The 16953-nt window shown below is 35.0% G+C and carries 17 protein-coding genes; 5 read left to right on the top strand and 12 right to left on the bottom strand.

Going from position 1 to position 16953, the window contains the following annotated elements; all coding sequences use genetic code 11:
- Positions 1–2: 2 nt before the first annotated feature.
- The 7 genes from ABVM53_RS01185 to ABVM53_RS01155 form a co-directional block, all read right to left on the bottom strand.
- The gene (locus ABVM53_RS01185) at positions 3–1055 is read right to left on the bottom strand and encodes a cytochrome-c peroxidase (protein ID WP_405328520.1); all 1053 of its coding nucleotides are present in this window, start codon (positions 1053–1055) and stop codon (positions 3–5) included.
- 50 nt (positions 1056–1105) lie between these two features.
- Positions 1106–1912, bottom strand: a complete 807-nt coding sequence (locus tag ABVM53_RS01180; RefSeq protein WP_405328517.1) for an MbnP family protein — start codon at positions 1910–1912, stop codon at positions 1106–1108.
- Positions 1913–2015: 103 nt separating this feature from the next.
- Positions 2016–2387, bottom strand: coding sequence for a hypothetical protein (locus tag ABVM53_RS01175; RefSeq protein ID WP_405328514.1), 372 nt, complete (start codon positions 2385–2387; stop codon positions 2016–2018).
- Positions 2388–2393: 6 nt separating this feature from the next.
- Positions 2394–2834 carry a hypothetical protein gene (locus ABVM53_RS01170; protein WP_405328511.1) on the bottom strand — a complete coding sequence of 147 codons (441 nt, stop codon included), beginning with the start codon at positions 2832–2834 and terminating at the stop codon, positions 2394–2396.
- A gap of 38 nt (positions 2835–2872) precedes the next feature.
- Positions 2873–3238 carry a hypothetical protein gene (locus ABVM53_RS01165; protein WP_405328508.1) on the bottom strand — a complete coding sequence of 122 codons (366 nt, stop codon included), beginning with the start codon at positions 3236–3238 and terminating at the stop codon, positions 2873–2875.
- Positions 3239–3332: 94 nt separating this feature from the next.
- Positions 3333–4376 (bottom strand): LacI family DNA-binding transcriptional regulator, encoded by a 1044-nt coding sequence (locus ABVM53_RS01160; protein ID WP_405328505.1) that lies wholly within the window; start codon positions 4374–4376, stop codon positions 3333–3335.
- Positions 4377–4489: 113 nt separating this feature from the next.
- Positions 4490–4975, bottom strand: a complete 486-nt coding sequence (locus tag ABVM53_RS01155; protein WP_405328502.1) for a hypothetical protein — start codon at positions 4973–4975, stop codon at positions 4490–4492.
- Positions 4976–5041: 66 nt separating this feature from the next.
- On the opposite strand from ABVM53_RS01155, the gene ABVM53_RS01150 reads away from it, so the two are divergent.
- Positions 5042–6082, top strand: a complete 1041-nt coding sequence (locus ABVM53_RS01150; RefSeq protein WP_405328499.1) for an LLM class flavin-dependent oxidoreductase — start codon at positions 5042–5044, stop codon at positions 6080–6082.
- Here ABVM53_RS01150 and ABVM53_RS01145 read toward each other — a convergent pair.
- From ABVM53_RS01145 to ABVM53_RS01135, 3 genes are read right to left on the bottom strand one after another with little or no spacing between them, the layout of a single operon-like run.
- Positions 6070–6453 (bottom strand): VOC family protein, encoded by a 384-nt coding sequence (locus ABVM53_RS01145; RefSeq protein WP_405328496.1) that lies wholly within the window; start codon positions 6451–6453, stop codon positions 6070–6072. The genes ABVM53_RS01150 and ABVM53_RS01145 overlap by 13 nt on opposite strands.
- A 19-nt stretch (positions 6454–6472) precedes the next feature.
- Positions 6473–6781, bottom strand: coding sequence for a DUF6122 family protein (locus ABVM53_RS01140; protein ID WP_405328493.1), 309 nt, complete (start codon positions 6779–6781; stop codon positions 6473–6475).
- Between the two features lie 5 nt (positions 6782–6786).
- Complete coding sequence (locus ABVM53_RS01135) at positions 6787–7110, bottom strand: YbaB/EbfC family nucleoid-associated protein (protein WP_405328490.1); 324 nt, start codon at positions 7108–7110, stop codon at positions 6787–6789.
- A 134-nt stretch (positions 7111–7244) separates the two neighbouring features.
- Between ABVM53_RS01135 and ABVM53_RS01130 the strand changes: the two genes are divergently transcribed.
- The 3 genes from ABVM53_RS01130 (at position 7245) to ABVM53_RS01120 (ending at position 11817) form a co-directional block, all read left to right on the top strand.
- Positions 7245–9305 carry a S9 family peptidase gene (locus tag ABVM53_RS01130; RefSeq protein WP_405328487.1) on the top strand — a complete coding sequence of 687 codons (2061 nt, stop codon included), beginning with the start codon at positions 7245–7247 and terminating at the stop codon, positions 9303–9305.
- Positions 9306–9389: 84 nt separating this feature from the next.
- Complete coding sequence (locus ABVM53_RS01125; RefSeq protein ID WP_371457348.1) at positions 9390–10430, top strand: PLP-dependent cysteine synthase family protein; 1041 nt, start codon at positions 9390–9392, stop codon at positions 10428–10430.
- Positions 10431–10557: 127 nt separating this feature from the next.
- A complete protein-coding gene (locus tag ABVM53_RS01120; protein WP_371457349.1) occupies positions 10558–11817 on the top strand; it encodes an aminotransferase class I/II-fold pyridoxal phosphate-dependent enzyme in 1260 nt (419 codons plus the stop codon).
- Positions 11818–12000: 183 nt separating this feature from the next.
- On the opposite strand, the gene ABVM53_RS01115 is transcribed toward ABVM53_RS01120, so the two are convergent.
- A complete protein-coding gene (locus tag ABVM53_RS01115; RefSeq protein ID WP_405328483.1) occupies positions 12001–13143 on the bottom strand; it encodes a redoxin domain-containing protein in 1143 nt (380 codons plus the stop codon).
- Between the two features lie 194 nt (positions 13144–13337).
- Between ABVM53_RS01115 and ABVM53_RS01110 the strand changes: the two genes are divergently transcribed.
- Complete coding sequence (locus ABVM53_RS01110; protein ID WP_405328481.1) at positions 13338–15710, top strand: GAF domain-containing protein; 2373 nt, start codon at positions 13338–13340, stop codon at positions 15708–15710.
- On the opposite strand, the gene ABVM53_RS01105 is transcribed toward ABVM53_RS01110, so the two are convergent.
- Complete coding sequence (locus ABVM53_RS01105) at positions 15702–16907, bottom strand: Pycsar system effector family protein (RefSeq protein ID WP_405328478.1); 1206 nt, start codon at positions 16905–16907, stop codon at positions 15702–15704. The two genes, ABVM53_RS01110 and ABVM53_RS01105, sit on opposite strands and share 9 nt — an antisense overlap.
- Between the last annotated feature and the right edge of the window lie 46 nt (positions 16908–16953).

Genomic DNA, 16953 nt, shown 5'->3' with positions numbered 1-16953 from the left:
TTTTAATATTCTGCAAAGCGAGAATCGGTAATATATTCAGTGTCTGTAAGGGTGTTTAAGAAAGCAATTAATGCTTCTTGCTCCTCTGTACTCAATGCTATTCCTAGTCTGCTATTTTGTTTAAGTTGAGGATCTAAAGTTTCAGAATTGATTACTCCAGAATTATAGAAGTTAAGAACAGATTCTAAGCTACCAAAGCGGCCATCATGCATATAAGGTGCTGTGAGAGCGACATTGCGTAAGCTTGGAACTTTAAATTTATAATTGTCTGATAGACTTCCGCTAACCGCTGCTCTTCCTAGATCATTGAGACCAGGATAGGGTGGAAGTCCGTTGTTTCTAAAACTATTATCGGTAAATAAATCTGTTTTATGACAACTCGTACATTTAGATTCAAAAATGGCGTAACCTTCTTTTTCTATTGCTGAAAATTCAATATTGTCTTCATTTCTAACGTATTTATCATATTTAGAATTTGAAGAAATCATCATCACCATAAATTGGGCGAGTGCTTTTAAGAAATTTTCATTATTAATCTCGGCATCTTCAAAAGCTGAAGCAAACAAACGTTGATATTCGACATCTGCTTTCAATTTAGCCAAAACCGCAGATAGGGTTTCCCCCATTTCTACTTCATTAGTTATGGGGATAATTGGAAAGAGGTCGAGATGGGAAGTGGCGCCATCCCAGGCAAATTCAGTTTGAAAAGCTAAATTTTGAATTGCAGGTGTATTGCGTGTCCCTTCGAGATCGTCAATACCGTGACTAAATTGATGCCCGTGGTGCGTAAAGGCAGTGCGTTGCTCGTGACAAAATCCGCAGGAAATAAAACCATTTGCAGATAATTTACCGTCATAGAATAATTTTTTACCTAATTCAAAACCATTTTTTGTAATTGGATTTGAATCAAGATCATAATTTATTTCTGGAAAATTAACCGGAATAGCAACTTCAAGATTTTCATCTATAGCAACGTATGCTGAATCATCATTTGATGAGCATCCTAGAAGAAAAGCGAGTCCACAGATCAAGATATATTTGAATAAATTTCTCATATTCTTATAGATTAAAGTCCGGCAGAACTACTGCCAGACTTTAGATTTAATTAATGATCGTGGTTTTCACCATTATGAATATGATCTACGCTAAACATTGTAGCTGCATTTGTAGCAATCTGCGGACTCTTCACCTCGTCAATCATAACTACAGATTTTTCACTGAGTAGTATTTTGTTTTGACCGTCTAAAATTTGATTCGCATCAACTTTAAAATGCACTATAGGACTTAGATTAGAACTTACAAGAGCTTTTGTAGGAAGATCTACTGTAAATTCTTTGTAATTATCAAGACTACTGCCGTGACTTCCCATATGAATTTTAAAATCCTGAGCTTCAGTACTTGTAGCAGTAGTAAATGATCCTTCAAAGTTTAAAAACTTATAGCCTGTAAGCCAGGACCACAGCATATTTGTAGATTCTGCAGTTTGTAAAAAATTGCCCTGACCTTCTGCTCCCTGAAGATATTTTTCCTGATCTACGCCTACACCAAATCGAAGAGCAACATATTCGCCAGCAGGAATGTTTGTTAGCTGTACTTCATTGAGACCTTCTTCTTCACTAATTACAAAGTAACTTTCATCTTTAGGGTAGGTAAATTCATTGCCTTCAGAGTCGATAAGTACAAAGTTGCTTACAATATAATTAAAGCGATTTATAGTAATACGCTCGTCATTACTATTTGTATATGCGGCGGTGTTGAGGATTAAGTCATCTCCATTAACACTGTTATCAAACTCCATAGTCAGGTTATTCTCACCAGATAAATTCTCTGAAGAATCGTCGTCTGTTGAGCAAGATGTAATAAGTATATTTAGAGCTAGAAATAGATATTGTATGTTTTTTAATGATTTCATTTTATTGTATAAGATTAGTGGGTATTCAATTATGAATACCGTTTTAGTTATTAAAACAGGTCTTGCACTTAATTTAACCTGTACTTATTATTAAAACTTGCTCTTATACAATGGGAGGTTTTATCAATTTTTGAATAAACTGAATTGTGTGAGTGGAAACATACGTGTCACACACGATGTTCTTAGATTCTAATTTTAGTAGGGATAACTCTAAAAGTTGTTCTGGGGCATGAAAAAAAGCGATGTTGCTGTTCAAATTATTTTTAGCCCCACGTTCTTCAGATTCTTTTTTCTTAGAAGCTTCGTCTGCGAGAGCCTGCATAAGATAACACCTACCATTACAATTAAGTTCTGGCTTGTCACGGTTTACGCACAACTCATCTACTATATAATCATAATTGACTATATAGTTAACAATAGGTATAAGCGGGCGCAGTATTATAAATGCAGCAATAAGAGGCCAGAAAATTTTCAACTTAAATTAGTTATTTAAAATTTCTTCAGCCAGGTCAATACTACTGTAAGTGAATTCTCTTAAACTCTCAACCTCTTCGAGTTCTGTATGAAGACCTTCGATACCGTTTTCAAGTTCAGTTTGTGACATTTTGGAGACCGGTTTGCGATCCTTCACATATTCATCTGTAAATGTGTGCATCCAGGTCATCATTCTATCATCAGAGGCTTGTAGTTTTTTAAGAGCCTCATCTTTTGTGTCTACTTGTATTAAAGTATCTGTTTTTATCTGAAGTTGCAATTTTGATAACTGCGTCATCTTTGGCATTATTTCATCGTGCACAGCGATAACTTCTTCAAATAAACTGTTGTATTGATTTTGTAATTCTGTGGTATTTTGGCACGAATTGAATATCCCCAAAAGGGCACAACACGTTATAACCACAAGTGTGTTTTTTATAATACGCATCTTGTAAAATGTTTAATTAGGAAAAATATTATTTCTAATTAAGCAATAGGAGGACGCAGAAGGCTATTGAAGGTTTGAACTGAGGAGATGTCTAATACTATAGGAAAATCTACAGAAGCATACTCTAAATAATAAGCGGGTGTAGAACTAGCTGAATCAACTAAAATGAAAGGTAATAGCTCAATGGAAGCAGAATTGTTTTTTTTCTTTTGACTGGACTCCTTCTCTGAAGCTTCAGCCAGAGACTTCATTAGATAGCACTTCCCATTACAACTCATTTCAGGCACATCTTTGTTCTCACAAAGGACGTTGCTTATATATTCATAATCAAGTAAATACTCCATAAATGGGAATGCGGGTCGCATTACCATTAAAAAAGCAAATATTATTACGAGATTTTTCACGCTGCAAAAATAATCTTAATGATAAAATTAAGGTCTTAAATTTTATTTATTCTCTATAAAATTGATTCTTATATTGAATCATTGAGAAGGATTATTATTGAGATGGCATCGATTCTTTACGTAGCGAAGATTCTCTTATAATTAGGTTACCGTTTGAAACACGAGCTTTATTGGCTGTTTTATTTTCTTTATTATTTAATTTATCGAACATAATATCCATTAGCTGAGCTCCCATCTGTTCAATAGGCTGTGCAAAGGTAGTTATGGATGGTGAGTACATTTCAAAGAATATATTATCATCAAAACACGCTATTCCTAATTTCTTTATCAATTGCTCATTATAGTTTGAAAGCGCTTTGAGGCCGTATTGAGCAAGGTAATTTGTAGAAAAAAAGATGCTATCAATATCTGGATTTTCAATAAGAAACAGTGTAATAGCAGTATTGCAAGCTACCGCATTCGCAGTATTATAAGGAATTTCTAGTAGAAGGGGTTCCATATTATTTTTCTCTAACGTGTCAAGATAACCCCGCATTCTATCTTTCATTTGCAGTAAGTCTAGATCAATAGTAATGAAAGCCATTTTGGAGAATCCTTCTTCAATAAGATGTTCTGTAATAAGTGTAGCTCCCTCATAATTATTTAGCGTTACCGAATCTACATCTACAGATTTTATTTTTCTGTCAAATAAAACAACAGGTGTGTCGTTTTCTATTAGATTTATAACTTCTTCTTCAATACCAATAGGAGGAACTATTATAAAACCATCTACTTGTCGCTCTTGGAAAAGCTGTATTAAACCTTGCGCACGTTTTGTGTTATTTTCTGTGCTACAAAAGAGAACCCTATAATCATTTTGGTAAGCGATATCCTCAATAATGCGACCTATTTTAGAAAAGAAATAATTGCTAATATCCTCCACCATAAAAACAATTACTCTAGAGCTTCCGGTACGTAGACTTCTTGCAACAAGGTTAGGTTTGTAGTTTATTTCTTTAAGATAATCCTCAACCTTAGTTATGAGTTGCTTAGAAATTTTCTTTTCTTCGCCTTTGCCGTTTAGGACAAAGGAAACTGTCGTTGTAGAAACTTTTAATACTTCAGCAATATCTTTTAAAGAAGGTCTCTTTTTTTTCATGAATAGGTGTTAACCAAACCATCGTTTGGGAGTCAATATCAGTTGAGCGGTTATATAAATTTAGGAGGTAATTTTACTTAAATAACCTAGCTAAAATACAATTTCTACTTAGATTAGTAAATACAATTGCCTAATTTGAAAGGCATTTTTGTATTGAATTTAATTTTGTCGGTATCTTTAAAATAAACTGAATCTGCACTGTTTACAGTCTCGCCATAGCCTTCAATTAAGGAGCTGTCTTCTATTTTAAAAATCATCTCACGTTTACTTACTATGCCTTCAGAAGTAAAGGTGTATAAACCACGTATTCTATTACCTATTTGTACACCTTCAAATTCACCGACATTCTTATCCTTTTCTGCCCATTTGTACATTAGAGCGGCTTTTATGATAGAATCATTTTGAATGACCTTAATAGTAATCGTGTCTCCATTTTTAATATACCCATAACACCCTATATTAATTGACTGACTGGTTCTGGGTTCTGTATTTTTTGATCCACAACTGCATAAAAGGATACATAAAAAAAGAATACAGATTCTTATGTGTTTAATGCTTTGATACAGAGTAGAAATCTTAAAAGTGTCGTTAATTATCATAGATAAGAGTTGTAAATGGGTATTAATTTATCGTAAGGCAAACGCTTGAAAACCGACATATAATGTATGGAAAATAATGTATCAACAGCACTTTTAAATACTAGATTTTCAGTTTTGGACTTGGTTCCTATTGTTGAGGGTGTTACCGCATCAGAGGCAATTCAGAGAAGTCTTAATCTAGCCAGACACGTAGAAAAATTAGGATATACAAGATTCTGGATATCAGAACATCATAATATGGAAAGTCTTGCCAGTTCTGCGCCTACCATTTTAATAGGTCATATCGCTGGCGGTACTACAACAATACGAGTAGGATCTGGAGGAGTTATGCTTCCTAATCATGCACCCTTAGTCGTTGCAGAGCAGTTTGGAACTTTAGGAACTCTATACCCTAACCGAATAGATCTTGGATTGGGTCGAGCGCCGGGAACAGATCAGCGTACTGCAATGGCGTTGCGTAGATACCGACAAGAAACAGTACAGGATTTCCCAGATAACATTGATGAGCTTCAGGTTTACTTATCTAGCGAGAATGCTACAGCAGCGGTACGTGCTACTCCTGGAGAAGGTGTGGAGTTACCATTATATTTGTTAGGGTCAAGCACTTTTAGCGCAGAATTAGCCGGTAAAAAAGGGTTGCCTTATGCATTTGCAAGTCATTTTGCTCCCACACATTTACACGATGCTCTGCGTTTATATCATCAAAATTTTAGACCATCTTCTCAACTAGACAAGCCGTACACTATGGCTTGTATTAATGTTATCGCTGCAGATACAGATGAGGAAGCTCAGCGGCTTGCAACTAGTGCTAAGCGCTTTATGTTAGGCGTTATAAGAAATACGAGAAAACCACTTTCTCCTCCCGTAGCCAGTATGCAAGGCGAATGGAGCCAAATGGAGCGTATGCAAATTGAACAAATGATGCATTACAGTTTCATCGGGTCTAAACAAACCGTAGCAGCAGGATTAGCACAGTTTCAAAAAGAAACGCAGGTAGATGAATTGATTGTAATTTCTCATATTTACGATCACTCAGCACGCTTAAAATCGTATAAAATCGTAAGCGAATTATTTGAAGCTAAAGACGAGCCGGCTTATTCTTCATAGAGTTCGAGCGGCAACTTGTCTGGATCTTCAAAAAATGTAAATCGTTTACCTGTAATAGGATCGACGCGTATAGGTTCTGTTTGAATAGTTTTAGATTGTAATTCTTGAATTGCTGCGTCCAGATTTTCTACTGAAAAAGCTAGATGTCTAAGACCGTTTGCTTCAGGTCTCGAAGTGCGTTCCGGCGGATTTTCAAATGAAAAAAGTTCGATTATGTAATTTCCGTTTAAGGCAAGATCTAATTTATAAGACTTGCGTTCTTCACGATATGTTTCTTTGAGAATTTCAAGTCTTAGAACTTCAGTATAGAACTTCTTGGATATGGAGTAATTAGAACAAATTATAGCAATGTGATGTACGCCTTTCAACATGAGTAAGTAGATAAATATATTAGTGCCACAAGCAGTCTTGGTAATCGGTTAGCATATGAAAAAGTAGACCTATTGCAATAACGCGTAACTTCGGAATAAAAAGAAAGAAAGTGTAAAAACCAATTGCTACATAAGAATGCAATGGGTGAAAATTAATGCTGCAGCGATCAGGTTCAAAAATAGGATTGGCTAACAAATGATCTGCATCTACCAGCATCGTTAAGATCATTATTAAATAAGCCTTTTTCCAGTTTTTTCTAAAAAACACCCAGGCAATTAGCCCGGGTGCAATTAAGTGTAAACTATAATGTATAAGTGTCTGCAGCAAAGTTGTTATTTAAACATATCTAGACCCGGAATGTCTGGCATTCCTTCTTTTGCAACAGCAGCTAGTTCTTGATCGTAACTAGCTTTAGCTCGGGCAAGCGCCTTATTTAGCGTTAAAATCAAGTAATCTTCAAGTTGATCTTTATCTTCCAGAAGTTCATCACTAACATTAATCTTTTTAACCGCCCCTGCAACACTTACGGTAACCTCTAATAGATTGTCATTACTTTTCTCATCTATATAAACAGTTTCAAGACGTTTTTTAGTGTCTTCGGCTTTCTGTTGAGCTTCTTTGATTTTGCCCATCATGCCCATCATATCTCCAAACATAATTTTTTATTTTAATTAAGTTTCAAAAATACAATTTTAGACCAGGAACTAGAGAAGAAGAATATTTAAAAAATGCTTAAGATATCTAGTATTACCTGTACTTTTGCCAACCCTTTATTAAATATAAATATACTTTGAAGAATCCTATTTTACCACCAGATGCTAAGCAAATACCGTATGAGTTAGAAAAGCATGGTGATGTACGCATAGATGAATATTACTGGATGAATGAGCGTGACTCTCCAGACGTGCTTGCCTATTTAGAAGCAGAAAATAGGTATTATGAGGAGATGACGGCTCATACAAAACCGCTTCAACAAAAATTATTTGAGGAGATGAAGGCGCGTATTAAGGAAGATGATGAGAGTGTGCCCTATAAATATAATGGCTACTGGTATTATACCCGCTTTGAGAAAGGAAAAAATTATCCAATATACTGTCGACGAAAAGAACTCATGCTAGCTCCTGAGGAAATACTATTTGATAATAATGAGATGGCAGCAGGTCATTCTTATTTTAATCAGGCAGGATACTCCATTTCAGAAAATAATGAACTGGCAGTTTTTGGGATTGACACAGTAAGCCGAAGACAGTATACGTTACAATTCAAAAACTTAAAAACCGGAGCACTTTATCCAGAAAGTATTAAAAACACTACAGGAAGTGCGGTCTGGGCGGGAGATAATAAAACGCTCTTTTATACACGTAAGGATCCGCAGACATTGCGAAGCAGCCAGATATTTAAGCACGTATTAGGTACAGATTCTTCTGAAGATATATTGGTATTTGAGGAAGAGGATGAGACTTTTGATGTAGGAGTTTTTAAGACAAAATCCCGTGATTATATTTTTATAGGATCTTCAAGTACTTTAACCACCGAGTATTTATATACAGAAGCAAAAGGACCTGAATTTGAATTCAAAGTTTTACAGAAACGTACCAGAGGACTTGAATATAGTGTATCGCATTTTGGGGAAGATTTTTATTTAGTTACAAATAAAGACAATGCCATAAACTTTAAGTTGATGAAAACCCCTGTATCTCAAACAGCTAAAGAGAACTGGGTAGATGTGATACCACATAGGGAAGATACCTTGTTAGAGGATGTTGAGATTTTTGAAGATTTCCTGGTAGTAGAAGAGCGTAATGATGGTTTAAATAAAATAAATATTAAACGTTGGGATAATACTGAAGATTATTATTTGCCTTTTGAGAACGAAACCTATACTGCTTATACGGGAATAAATCCGGATTTTGATACGCACTTTCTTCGATATTCTTTCAATTCGTTAGATACACCACCTTCAGTTATTTCATTTAATATGGTAACGAAAGAAAAGGAAGTATTGAAAGAGATTGAGGTGCTGGGAGGCGAATTTGATAAAGAAAATTACGAGTCAAAGAGAATCTGGGCTAAGGCAAAAGATGGTGTGAATATTCCCATATCTTTAGTTTACAAAAAAGGAATTCAGCTTGATGGAGCTAATCCTGTTCTTCAATATGCATACGGAAGTTACGGGATTACAACAGACCCTTCTTTCTCGACATCACGATTAAGTCTTCTTGATGCTGGTTTTATATTTGCAATCGCGCATATTCGCGGAGAAGAGTATATGGGTCGTCACTGGTATGAAGATGGGAAGCTGTTGCGTAAGATGAATACGTTTACCGATTTTATAGCGTGCTCAGAACATTTAATTGAAGCAGGATATACAAGCAGTAAAAATTTATATGCCTATGGAGGTTCTGCGGGAGGTTTGCTCATAGGAGCTGTAATTAACTTGGCGCCGCAGCTTTATCACGGTGTTATTGCAGCTGTTCCATTTGTTGATGTAGTTACTACGATGCTCGACGATAGCATACCACTTACGACTTCTGAGTATGACGAGTGGGGTAATCCTAATGATAAGGATTATTATGAGTATATGAAATCGTATTCGCCTTACGATCAGGTAAAAGTACAAGAATATCCTAATATCTTAGTTACTACAGGTTATCACGATAGTCAGGTACAGTATTGGGAACCTGCAAAATGGGTTGCACGTTTGCGAGATAAGAATACGGCAGACACAAAAATATACTTCAATACAAATATGGATGCAGGCCATGGCGGGGCTTCAGGACGTTTTGAAGCCTTGAAAGAAACCGCTCAGGATTATGCTTTTTTAATTGATTTAGCAGGAAAAACCAAGTAATTCAAATATTTCCCGTAAATTTGCAAGGTTTTAAATAACGGTTTTAGGAAATACTAAAAGAGCACTCGAAACGATTATTCTTCTATGAAAGAACACCTTAACGTTTATAATGACGTCTTGAAGTTAATAGGGAACACTCCCTTAGTACGATTAAATAGGATTACAAAAGACCTTCCGGGTTCATATTTTGCTAAAGTAGAGGCATATAATCCGGGAAATTCTTCAAAAGATCGTATTGCTCTATATATAATTGAGGATGCAGAACGAAAGGGTATTCTTAAGCCTGGAGATACAATTATAGAGACGACATCTGGTAATACAGGATTTAGTATTGCAATGGTAAGTATAATTAAAGGTTACAAATGTATTCTAGCCGTTAGTTCAAAATCTTCAAAAGATAAAATAGATGCTTTGCGCACGATGGGAGCAAAAGTTTATGTTTGTCCCGCAAACGTAGCTGCAGACGATCCGCGATCGTATTATCAAGTTGCAAAGCGCATTCACAGCGAGACTGAAGGTTCAGTCTATATAAATCAATACTTCAACAAGCTTAATGCAGATGCGCATTATGCATCTTCTGGTCCAGAAATTTGGGAGCAAACGGAAGGTAAGATTACCCACCTGGTAGCTTGCAGTGGAACAGGAGGAACCATATCTGGTACTGCACGTTTTCTAAAAGAGAAAAATCCAAACATTAGAATCTTAGGAATTGATGCCTTCGGAAGTGTTTTGAAGAAGTACCACGAAACTCAGGAATTTGATAAGAATGAAATTTACCCGTACCGTATAGAAGGACTGGGTAAAAATTTGATTCCGTCTGCTACAGACTTTGATGTAATCGATTATTTTGAAAAAGTTTCTGATGAAGACAGTGCGCACACTGCTCGTAAAATTGCCAGAACTGAAGGTTTGTTTGTAGGATACACTAGTGGTGCTGCATTACAAGGTACAATGCAAATGGCCGACAATGGTGAGTTTGACGAAAACAGCAAGGTGGTAATTATATTTCCTGATCACGGTAGAAGCTATATGAGTAAAATTTATAGCGATGACTGGATGAATGAACAGGGCTTCTTTGATAGTCAAAACGAAATTGCAGTTGATAAGATAGAATTTGTAAAATAGTGTATTTTCGCGCATTATTTATAGGTTTGATCTTAGGCAACTTTTAAATACATAATCCTTAAATTGATAAGAAATTAGAATGAATTACAAACAGCATTAGACCATGCTTTTGTATGAATATTGATGTATGAGAGACTTATTTGACAAAATTTATAAGGACAAAGGTCCTTTAGGTAAATGGGCAGAGCAAGCAGAGGGATATTTTGTGTTCCCAAAATTAGAAGGGCCTATTTCTAACAGAATGAAATTTAGAGGTAAAGATGTTATTACCTGGAGTATTAATGACTATTTAGGGCTGGCAAATCACCCTGAAGTGCGTAAAGTTGATGCAGAAGCTGCTGCAGACTACGGTTCGGCTTATCCTATGGGAGCCCGAATGATGAGTGGTCACACAACACTTCACGAACAATTGCAAACTGAGTTGGCTTCATTTGTGAACAAAGAAGCTGCTTACTTATTAAACTTTGGATATCAAGGAATGGTTTCTACCATAGACGCTTTGGTTTCTAAGGATGATATTATCGTTTACGATGTTGATGCACATGCTTGTATAATAGATGGTGTACGTCTACATATGGGTAAGCGTTTTACTTACAAACACAACGATATAGAAAGTATCGAAAAGAATTTACAACGTGCAACAAAACTTGCTGAGCAAACCGGAGGAGGAATTCTTCTGATTTCTGAAGGTGTTTTTGGAATGCGTGGAGAGCAAGGACGTCTAAAGGAAATCGTTGCTTTAAAAGAGAAATACAATTTCAGACTTTTTGTTGATGACGCTCACGGTTTTGGTACACTTGGAGCTACAGGTGCAGGAGCAGGTGAGGAGCAAGGTGTTCAAGATAAAATTGATGTATACTTCGCAACGTTTGCAAAGTCTATGGCAAGTACTGGAGCTTTTATTGCTGCAGATAAAGAAATTATAGATTATCTAAAATACAACTTACGTTCACAAATGTTTGCAAAGTCATTGCAAATGCAACTTGTTGTAGGTGCCCTAAAGCGTTTAGATATGTTGCGTTCTATGCCAGAGCTTCGTGAGAAGTTGTGGGATAATGTAAATGCATTACAGTCTGGACTTAAAAAGCGCGGATTTGATATAGGTACAACTCAAAGTTGTGTAACTCCGGTATACCTAAAAGGAAGTATTCCTGAGGCTATGGCTTTAGTTAAAGATTTACGTGAAAACCACGGTATCTTTTGTTCTATTGTTGTTTATCCGGTAATTCCTAAAGGACTTATATTATTACGTTTAATACCTACTGCATCGCACACACTAGAAGATGTTGAAGAGACACTTATAGCATTTGATGCAATTAGAGAACGTCTTGAAAATGGTACATATAAAAGATTGTCTGCAGGGGTACAAGCTTCAATGGAGGCTTAATCACTCTGTGATATAAACAAAAAAACCGATTCAATTGAATCGGTTTTTTTGTTTTAAATAATCTTCTGTTCTAGTAATGTAACAGAATTATATTCTAAGAATAAATTTTAATAGGAGTACAATCAAAAAAAATGCTGTTCTAATCACAGATTAGAACAGCATTTTTTTTAAACAACTTATTAATTATATTTCTCCAAACAGTTCCTGCATCTTAGCTGTAAGATCTGCTCCTCTTAAGTTCTTCTCAATAATGATTCCATTTTCATCAAGAAGATAAGTTGCAGGTATTGCAGTAACGCCATATTTACGAGCAACGGGATCTTGCCATTCCATTAAATTTGAAACGTGGAACCAGTTCATTTGATCATTTTCAATAGCGGTAAGCCATTTTTCTTTAGCCTCTGCACGATCAAGTGATACGCTTATTATATTAAGACCTTTGTTGTGGTATTTTTTATAAACAGATACCACATTAGGATTTTCTTCTCGACAAGGTTTACACCAGCTTGCCCAAAAGTCGATAATGGTATATTTATCTCCCATAGCTTCATTTAAAGATAATTGCGTGCCTTCTGGGGTAGGAGCCGTAAATTCTGGAGCTTTATTTCCAATTTCTGCTTGAGCTGAAGCAGTCTCTGAAGCTTTTAATTGCGCGATCATCTCCTTTAACTTGACTCCTTTATCTGCATTTTGTAAGTCCTGGTCAAGAGAATTAAATAAGCTGTCTGCTTCATCTGCTTCAATAATACGAGTACCTACAAGGTCAGAAAGTATGATTACACTTACAAACTCACTAGGATGTTCTTTAATTAATGAAACGCGTCGGCGCTTATCAGCATCATTGATAGCATCAAATTCGTTACGTATTACTGCAACTTTAGCAGTATCTCCACGTTGCATAGCCATTGCGCCATCTTGCTGTAGTTTTTGCTTTTCTTTATTAGAGTTTACTACATCATCATAGTACACTTTAAAAAAGTCATTTTCTGCTCCACCTTTAATTTTAGAAGTATATAAGCTGTCCTTAAAAGCTTCAATATTTATTTCTTGATTTTCAGCAATAATAATGATGTTACCTTGCAGATTTTCAAAACTCAGAATAAGCATTTCCGGACTCGATACTTGGTCTGGATCAAAATTGAATTTCCCTTCCTTAATGACAGTAGTATCTACGTTAGCTAGTCTATTATTTTCATCTATTTTTTGAAGGAATACATTTGTACCGTTTTTAATATCTGGTGTAGTTCCTACAATCTTAAAATCTGCTTCTTTACTACAAGATATAAGTAATAGCGCTGTAGCTATTACAAAACAAAATTTATTCATTAGTTCTATTTTAAATTAAGCCTGCAATATACGGGATTTTGCAATTTTTTAAGCTGCTCTGTCACGTTTTCATTTGGGCGCGATTTTTGAAAAGAATTACAATAAACCTGTAAGTTTAATTCTTTGTTAAAGACTAACGTAACGAGTAACTTTCCAAAGTATTTTATTTACTTTATATAATAATTGTCCTGCACATGAATGAATTACAGAATTTTCCATTTACAGTTGAACTAAGTTTTTCTAAGGTTTTAGAAATGCTTAAGAAGCGTATGGAACAATCTCAAAGTTCAATAACTAAGAATTATTTGCAATCAATTATTGATTATGCGGCATCTTATCCAGAGTTAATAGCGGGTATAAGTGATTGCGATAATATAGACCAATACAAAGAGGCGACTACAATCCTTCTTGATAATTTATTCCCGGCAGCATTAACCAGAAATGAGATAAAGGCTGCGTGTATTCCTTTTCATAACGAACTCTTTAATCCTACAAAGCGATTTGCTTCAATACTAAAGAATGCGGGTCCCGATTTTGAATTGGAGCTCCGTAATCTGGATCGAAAATCGTTATATGTTATGGGTTGTGTAATTATATTAAACACCTATTACGGGTATGATATAGATTACATAAAGCCTATGTATTATGATATTCCTGATAAAAATGGAATTTGGAGAAGTTACCGGGCAACAATGAATGCAGACTTTATTTACATTGAGCCTACTGAAAACGCAGTTGAGATTACTAAGGAAATTGCAAATACGCTTATAGCCAATGTCGATGATTTTGAGATGTGGGAAAAATACTTCCCTATCAATAGTTGGAAGATGAAAGGTATAGCTATTTTAAGTCTTACAGACGTTACTATAGATGATTCGATTTCAGACTTAAAGAGTACGCTGCTAGCAGATAAATCATTTAAAGACGGTAGTATAAAACAGTTTTCTGAAATATTTCAGTCAATTTATAATATTCCCGATCTGCGTATAGGTTTTACAGAATTTAATTCAGACAGTGATAGCTTTAATAAAATGGAAGGCAATCTTGCCGATAGTTTTATTCTTAATGAGGAGCAAAAAAATGATTGCCGTCGTAGCATGTGCGAGCAATCATATAATACACTCGTAAGAGATAAAAAATACTTTGTTATTCCGGATACGCATAAATATGCTGAACAAAACGAACACAATTTATTAGCAGAAAATTTACTTACACAGAATATTCAAAGTTGTATTCTGGCACCTATTGCAAAGGGTAACAGGTTACTAGGAGTATTAGAACTTGCATCTTTTGAACGTAATAAATTGCATAGTCTTAACGCGACCAAGCTTGATGAAGTTATGCCCTTTTTAGTTTCTACTTTAGAGCGTAAACGATTTGATATAGAAAACAGAATTAAAGCAGTTATTCAAAGTGAGTGTACCAGTATTCACCCCAGTGTTTTGTGGGTGTTTGAAGAAGAAGCGAAAAAATTTATAGCGAACCAAAATGAAGGAAAATTTGCTTCTTTCAAAGATATTTCTTTTGAAGATGTGTATCCTTTATATGGTCAAATTGATATTGTAGGGTCTTCTGAAGAGCGTAATAAAGCTATTCAAAAAGATATACTTATACAGCTTGATATGGTAGATCGCATACTAGATCTGGCCTTAGAGTCTTCTCCTATGCCTATTTACGAACAGGTAAAATTTAGAATAGAAGAGTTTACTTTAAATATTAAAAAGTCACTTAACGCAAGTGCAGAAAATGAAGTGTTTAATTTACTTCAGCACGAGGTTAATCCATTATTGAATCATTTAAATACTCAAGTTCCTGAGTTAAAGGAATCAATAGATTTATATAAAGAATCGATAAATAATGATACGGGCTTAATTTATAAGAACCGTAAAAATTATGATGATACCGTACAGTTGATAAACCAAAATATGGCAACCTTCTTAGATCGCAAACAACAAGAAGCTCAGCTAATATTTCCTCATTATTTTGAACGCTATAAAACTGACGGTGTAGATCATAATATCTACATAGGTGCTTCAATGACGCCAAGCAATAAGTTTAGTAAGGTTTACCTGTACAACTTGAGATTGTGGCAGTTGTGTACGATGTGTGAGATGGAAAATAATTTCTATCACAAACAAGAAGGTGCAGAACTTCAATTAGATGCTGCATCCTTAATACTTGTGTTTAGTACAACACTTTCTATTCGTTACCGAATGGATGAGAAGAAATTTGATGTGGATGGTACTTACAATGCTCGTTACGAAATTATCAAAAAACGTATTGATAAAGCGCTTGTAAAAGGTAGCGATGAGCGTATAACCCAAAAAGGTAAGATTGCTATAATTTATTCACAAGACTCAGATGCTGAAGAATACACACGCTACATAAAATATTTACAACGTAAAGAATATTTAGGACCTCAGATTGAGTATGTAGAACTAGAGGATGTTCAGGGAGTTGTAGGTCTTAAGGCAATTCGAGTAGATGTGCTTTATACTACAAAGCTCCCTAGAAAGGGAGCTGAGGAGATAATTACTTATGAGGATTTAATGGAAATTCTAGATTAACCAGAAAGCCATTATAAAGCTTATTACGGAAACAATAATCCCTACCATAAATACCGTATAGGTTTTTCTCAAGAGCATATACTTTTTGTTAAGAACTACGCCTAAGAGATATAAATCTTTTGTCAAAGCTTCGTAGATATAATCTTTGTCGTAGATAATCTCATTGATTGCCCATTGATATTGCTCATATTTCATCTTGTGGAAGTTTCCGAAGAATAAAATATTCACTTGTTTTTTCTTTACCTGTTCCCTTGTAAACTCTCCTGTGGTTACATTAGGACGTGTAGATAAAATTGACATTATTATAGATGCCACACTAAATACAACCAGGATTAAAGTAGGAATAAGTAAGTGTCGGTTACTGGGAGCATCTAACTTCGGTATCATATTAGATAAGGCAAGTGAAATAATAATTGCATTAACAGATAGCAAGATGTTTGCTTTAGTATCTGCAATATCACTTAATTTAATATGGTTACGTAAGGTAGTTCTGTACAATGTTTGAACTCCACGATCGGGACTTTCATCCTTATATTTAGCCTTTAGCTTAGCTTTAATCTCTTCTTTTTTATATTTTTTTCTTTTCTTTTTTACTTTTTTGAGAAGTTCAATTAAGTTTTCATCTTTTTGATTCTTCCAGTTACGTGCTGCATAATCGGTATAGAAACGATGCTTATTAGTAAACATCTGTATATTTTCTTCGCGCCACTCATCTGGAGTGAATTTTTGTGTATTTGTTAGAATTAATTCTTGTCTTAAAAATTCACTGGTTTGCGCATAATAATCTTTGGCAAAATGTGAAGCATCGGCGTCTTTTAAGATTCGTTCTAATTCATTTTTCGGCTCGACTCCCATTTTTGTAGAAGCGATAAGTTCTATAACCATGGTTTGTATATCGCTGTCGATATTTTGGTCGGCCATATATTTTTTAGCGATTTCAATACTAGCGTCTTCGTGTTGATCTCGGTTCTCCACATAACCCGTGTCATGCATCCACGCAGCCAGTATTAATGCCTCTTTCTGTTTAACATTAATTTGAGAATTTTCGACGATTTCTTTAGTACTTTTAACAACTCGTGCTGTATGGTTATAATTATGATATAAGTAACTATTAGGAAGCTTTTCCTTAAAAAGTTCTAAAACAAACTGGTCTGCATTTGAAATAGAGTTCGAAATATTTTCTTCAGTTTCAGGCATATATTTGTACGTATTAAAGTGAAGGAAAAGTACAAAAAAGAATTTC

Source organism: Leeuwenhoekiella sp. LLG6367-2.1 (assembly GCF_045055775.1).
In the GTDB taxonomy this organism is placed as follows: Bacteria; Bacteroidota; Bacteroidia; order Flavobacteriales; family Flavobacteriaceae; genus Leeuwenhoekiella; species Leeuwenhoekiella aequorea.
The sequence above is the reverse complement of the archived record's forward strand: the minus strand, read 5'-3'. Positions and strand labels throughout refer to the sequence as shown.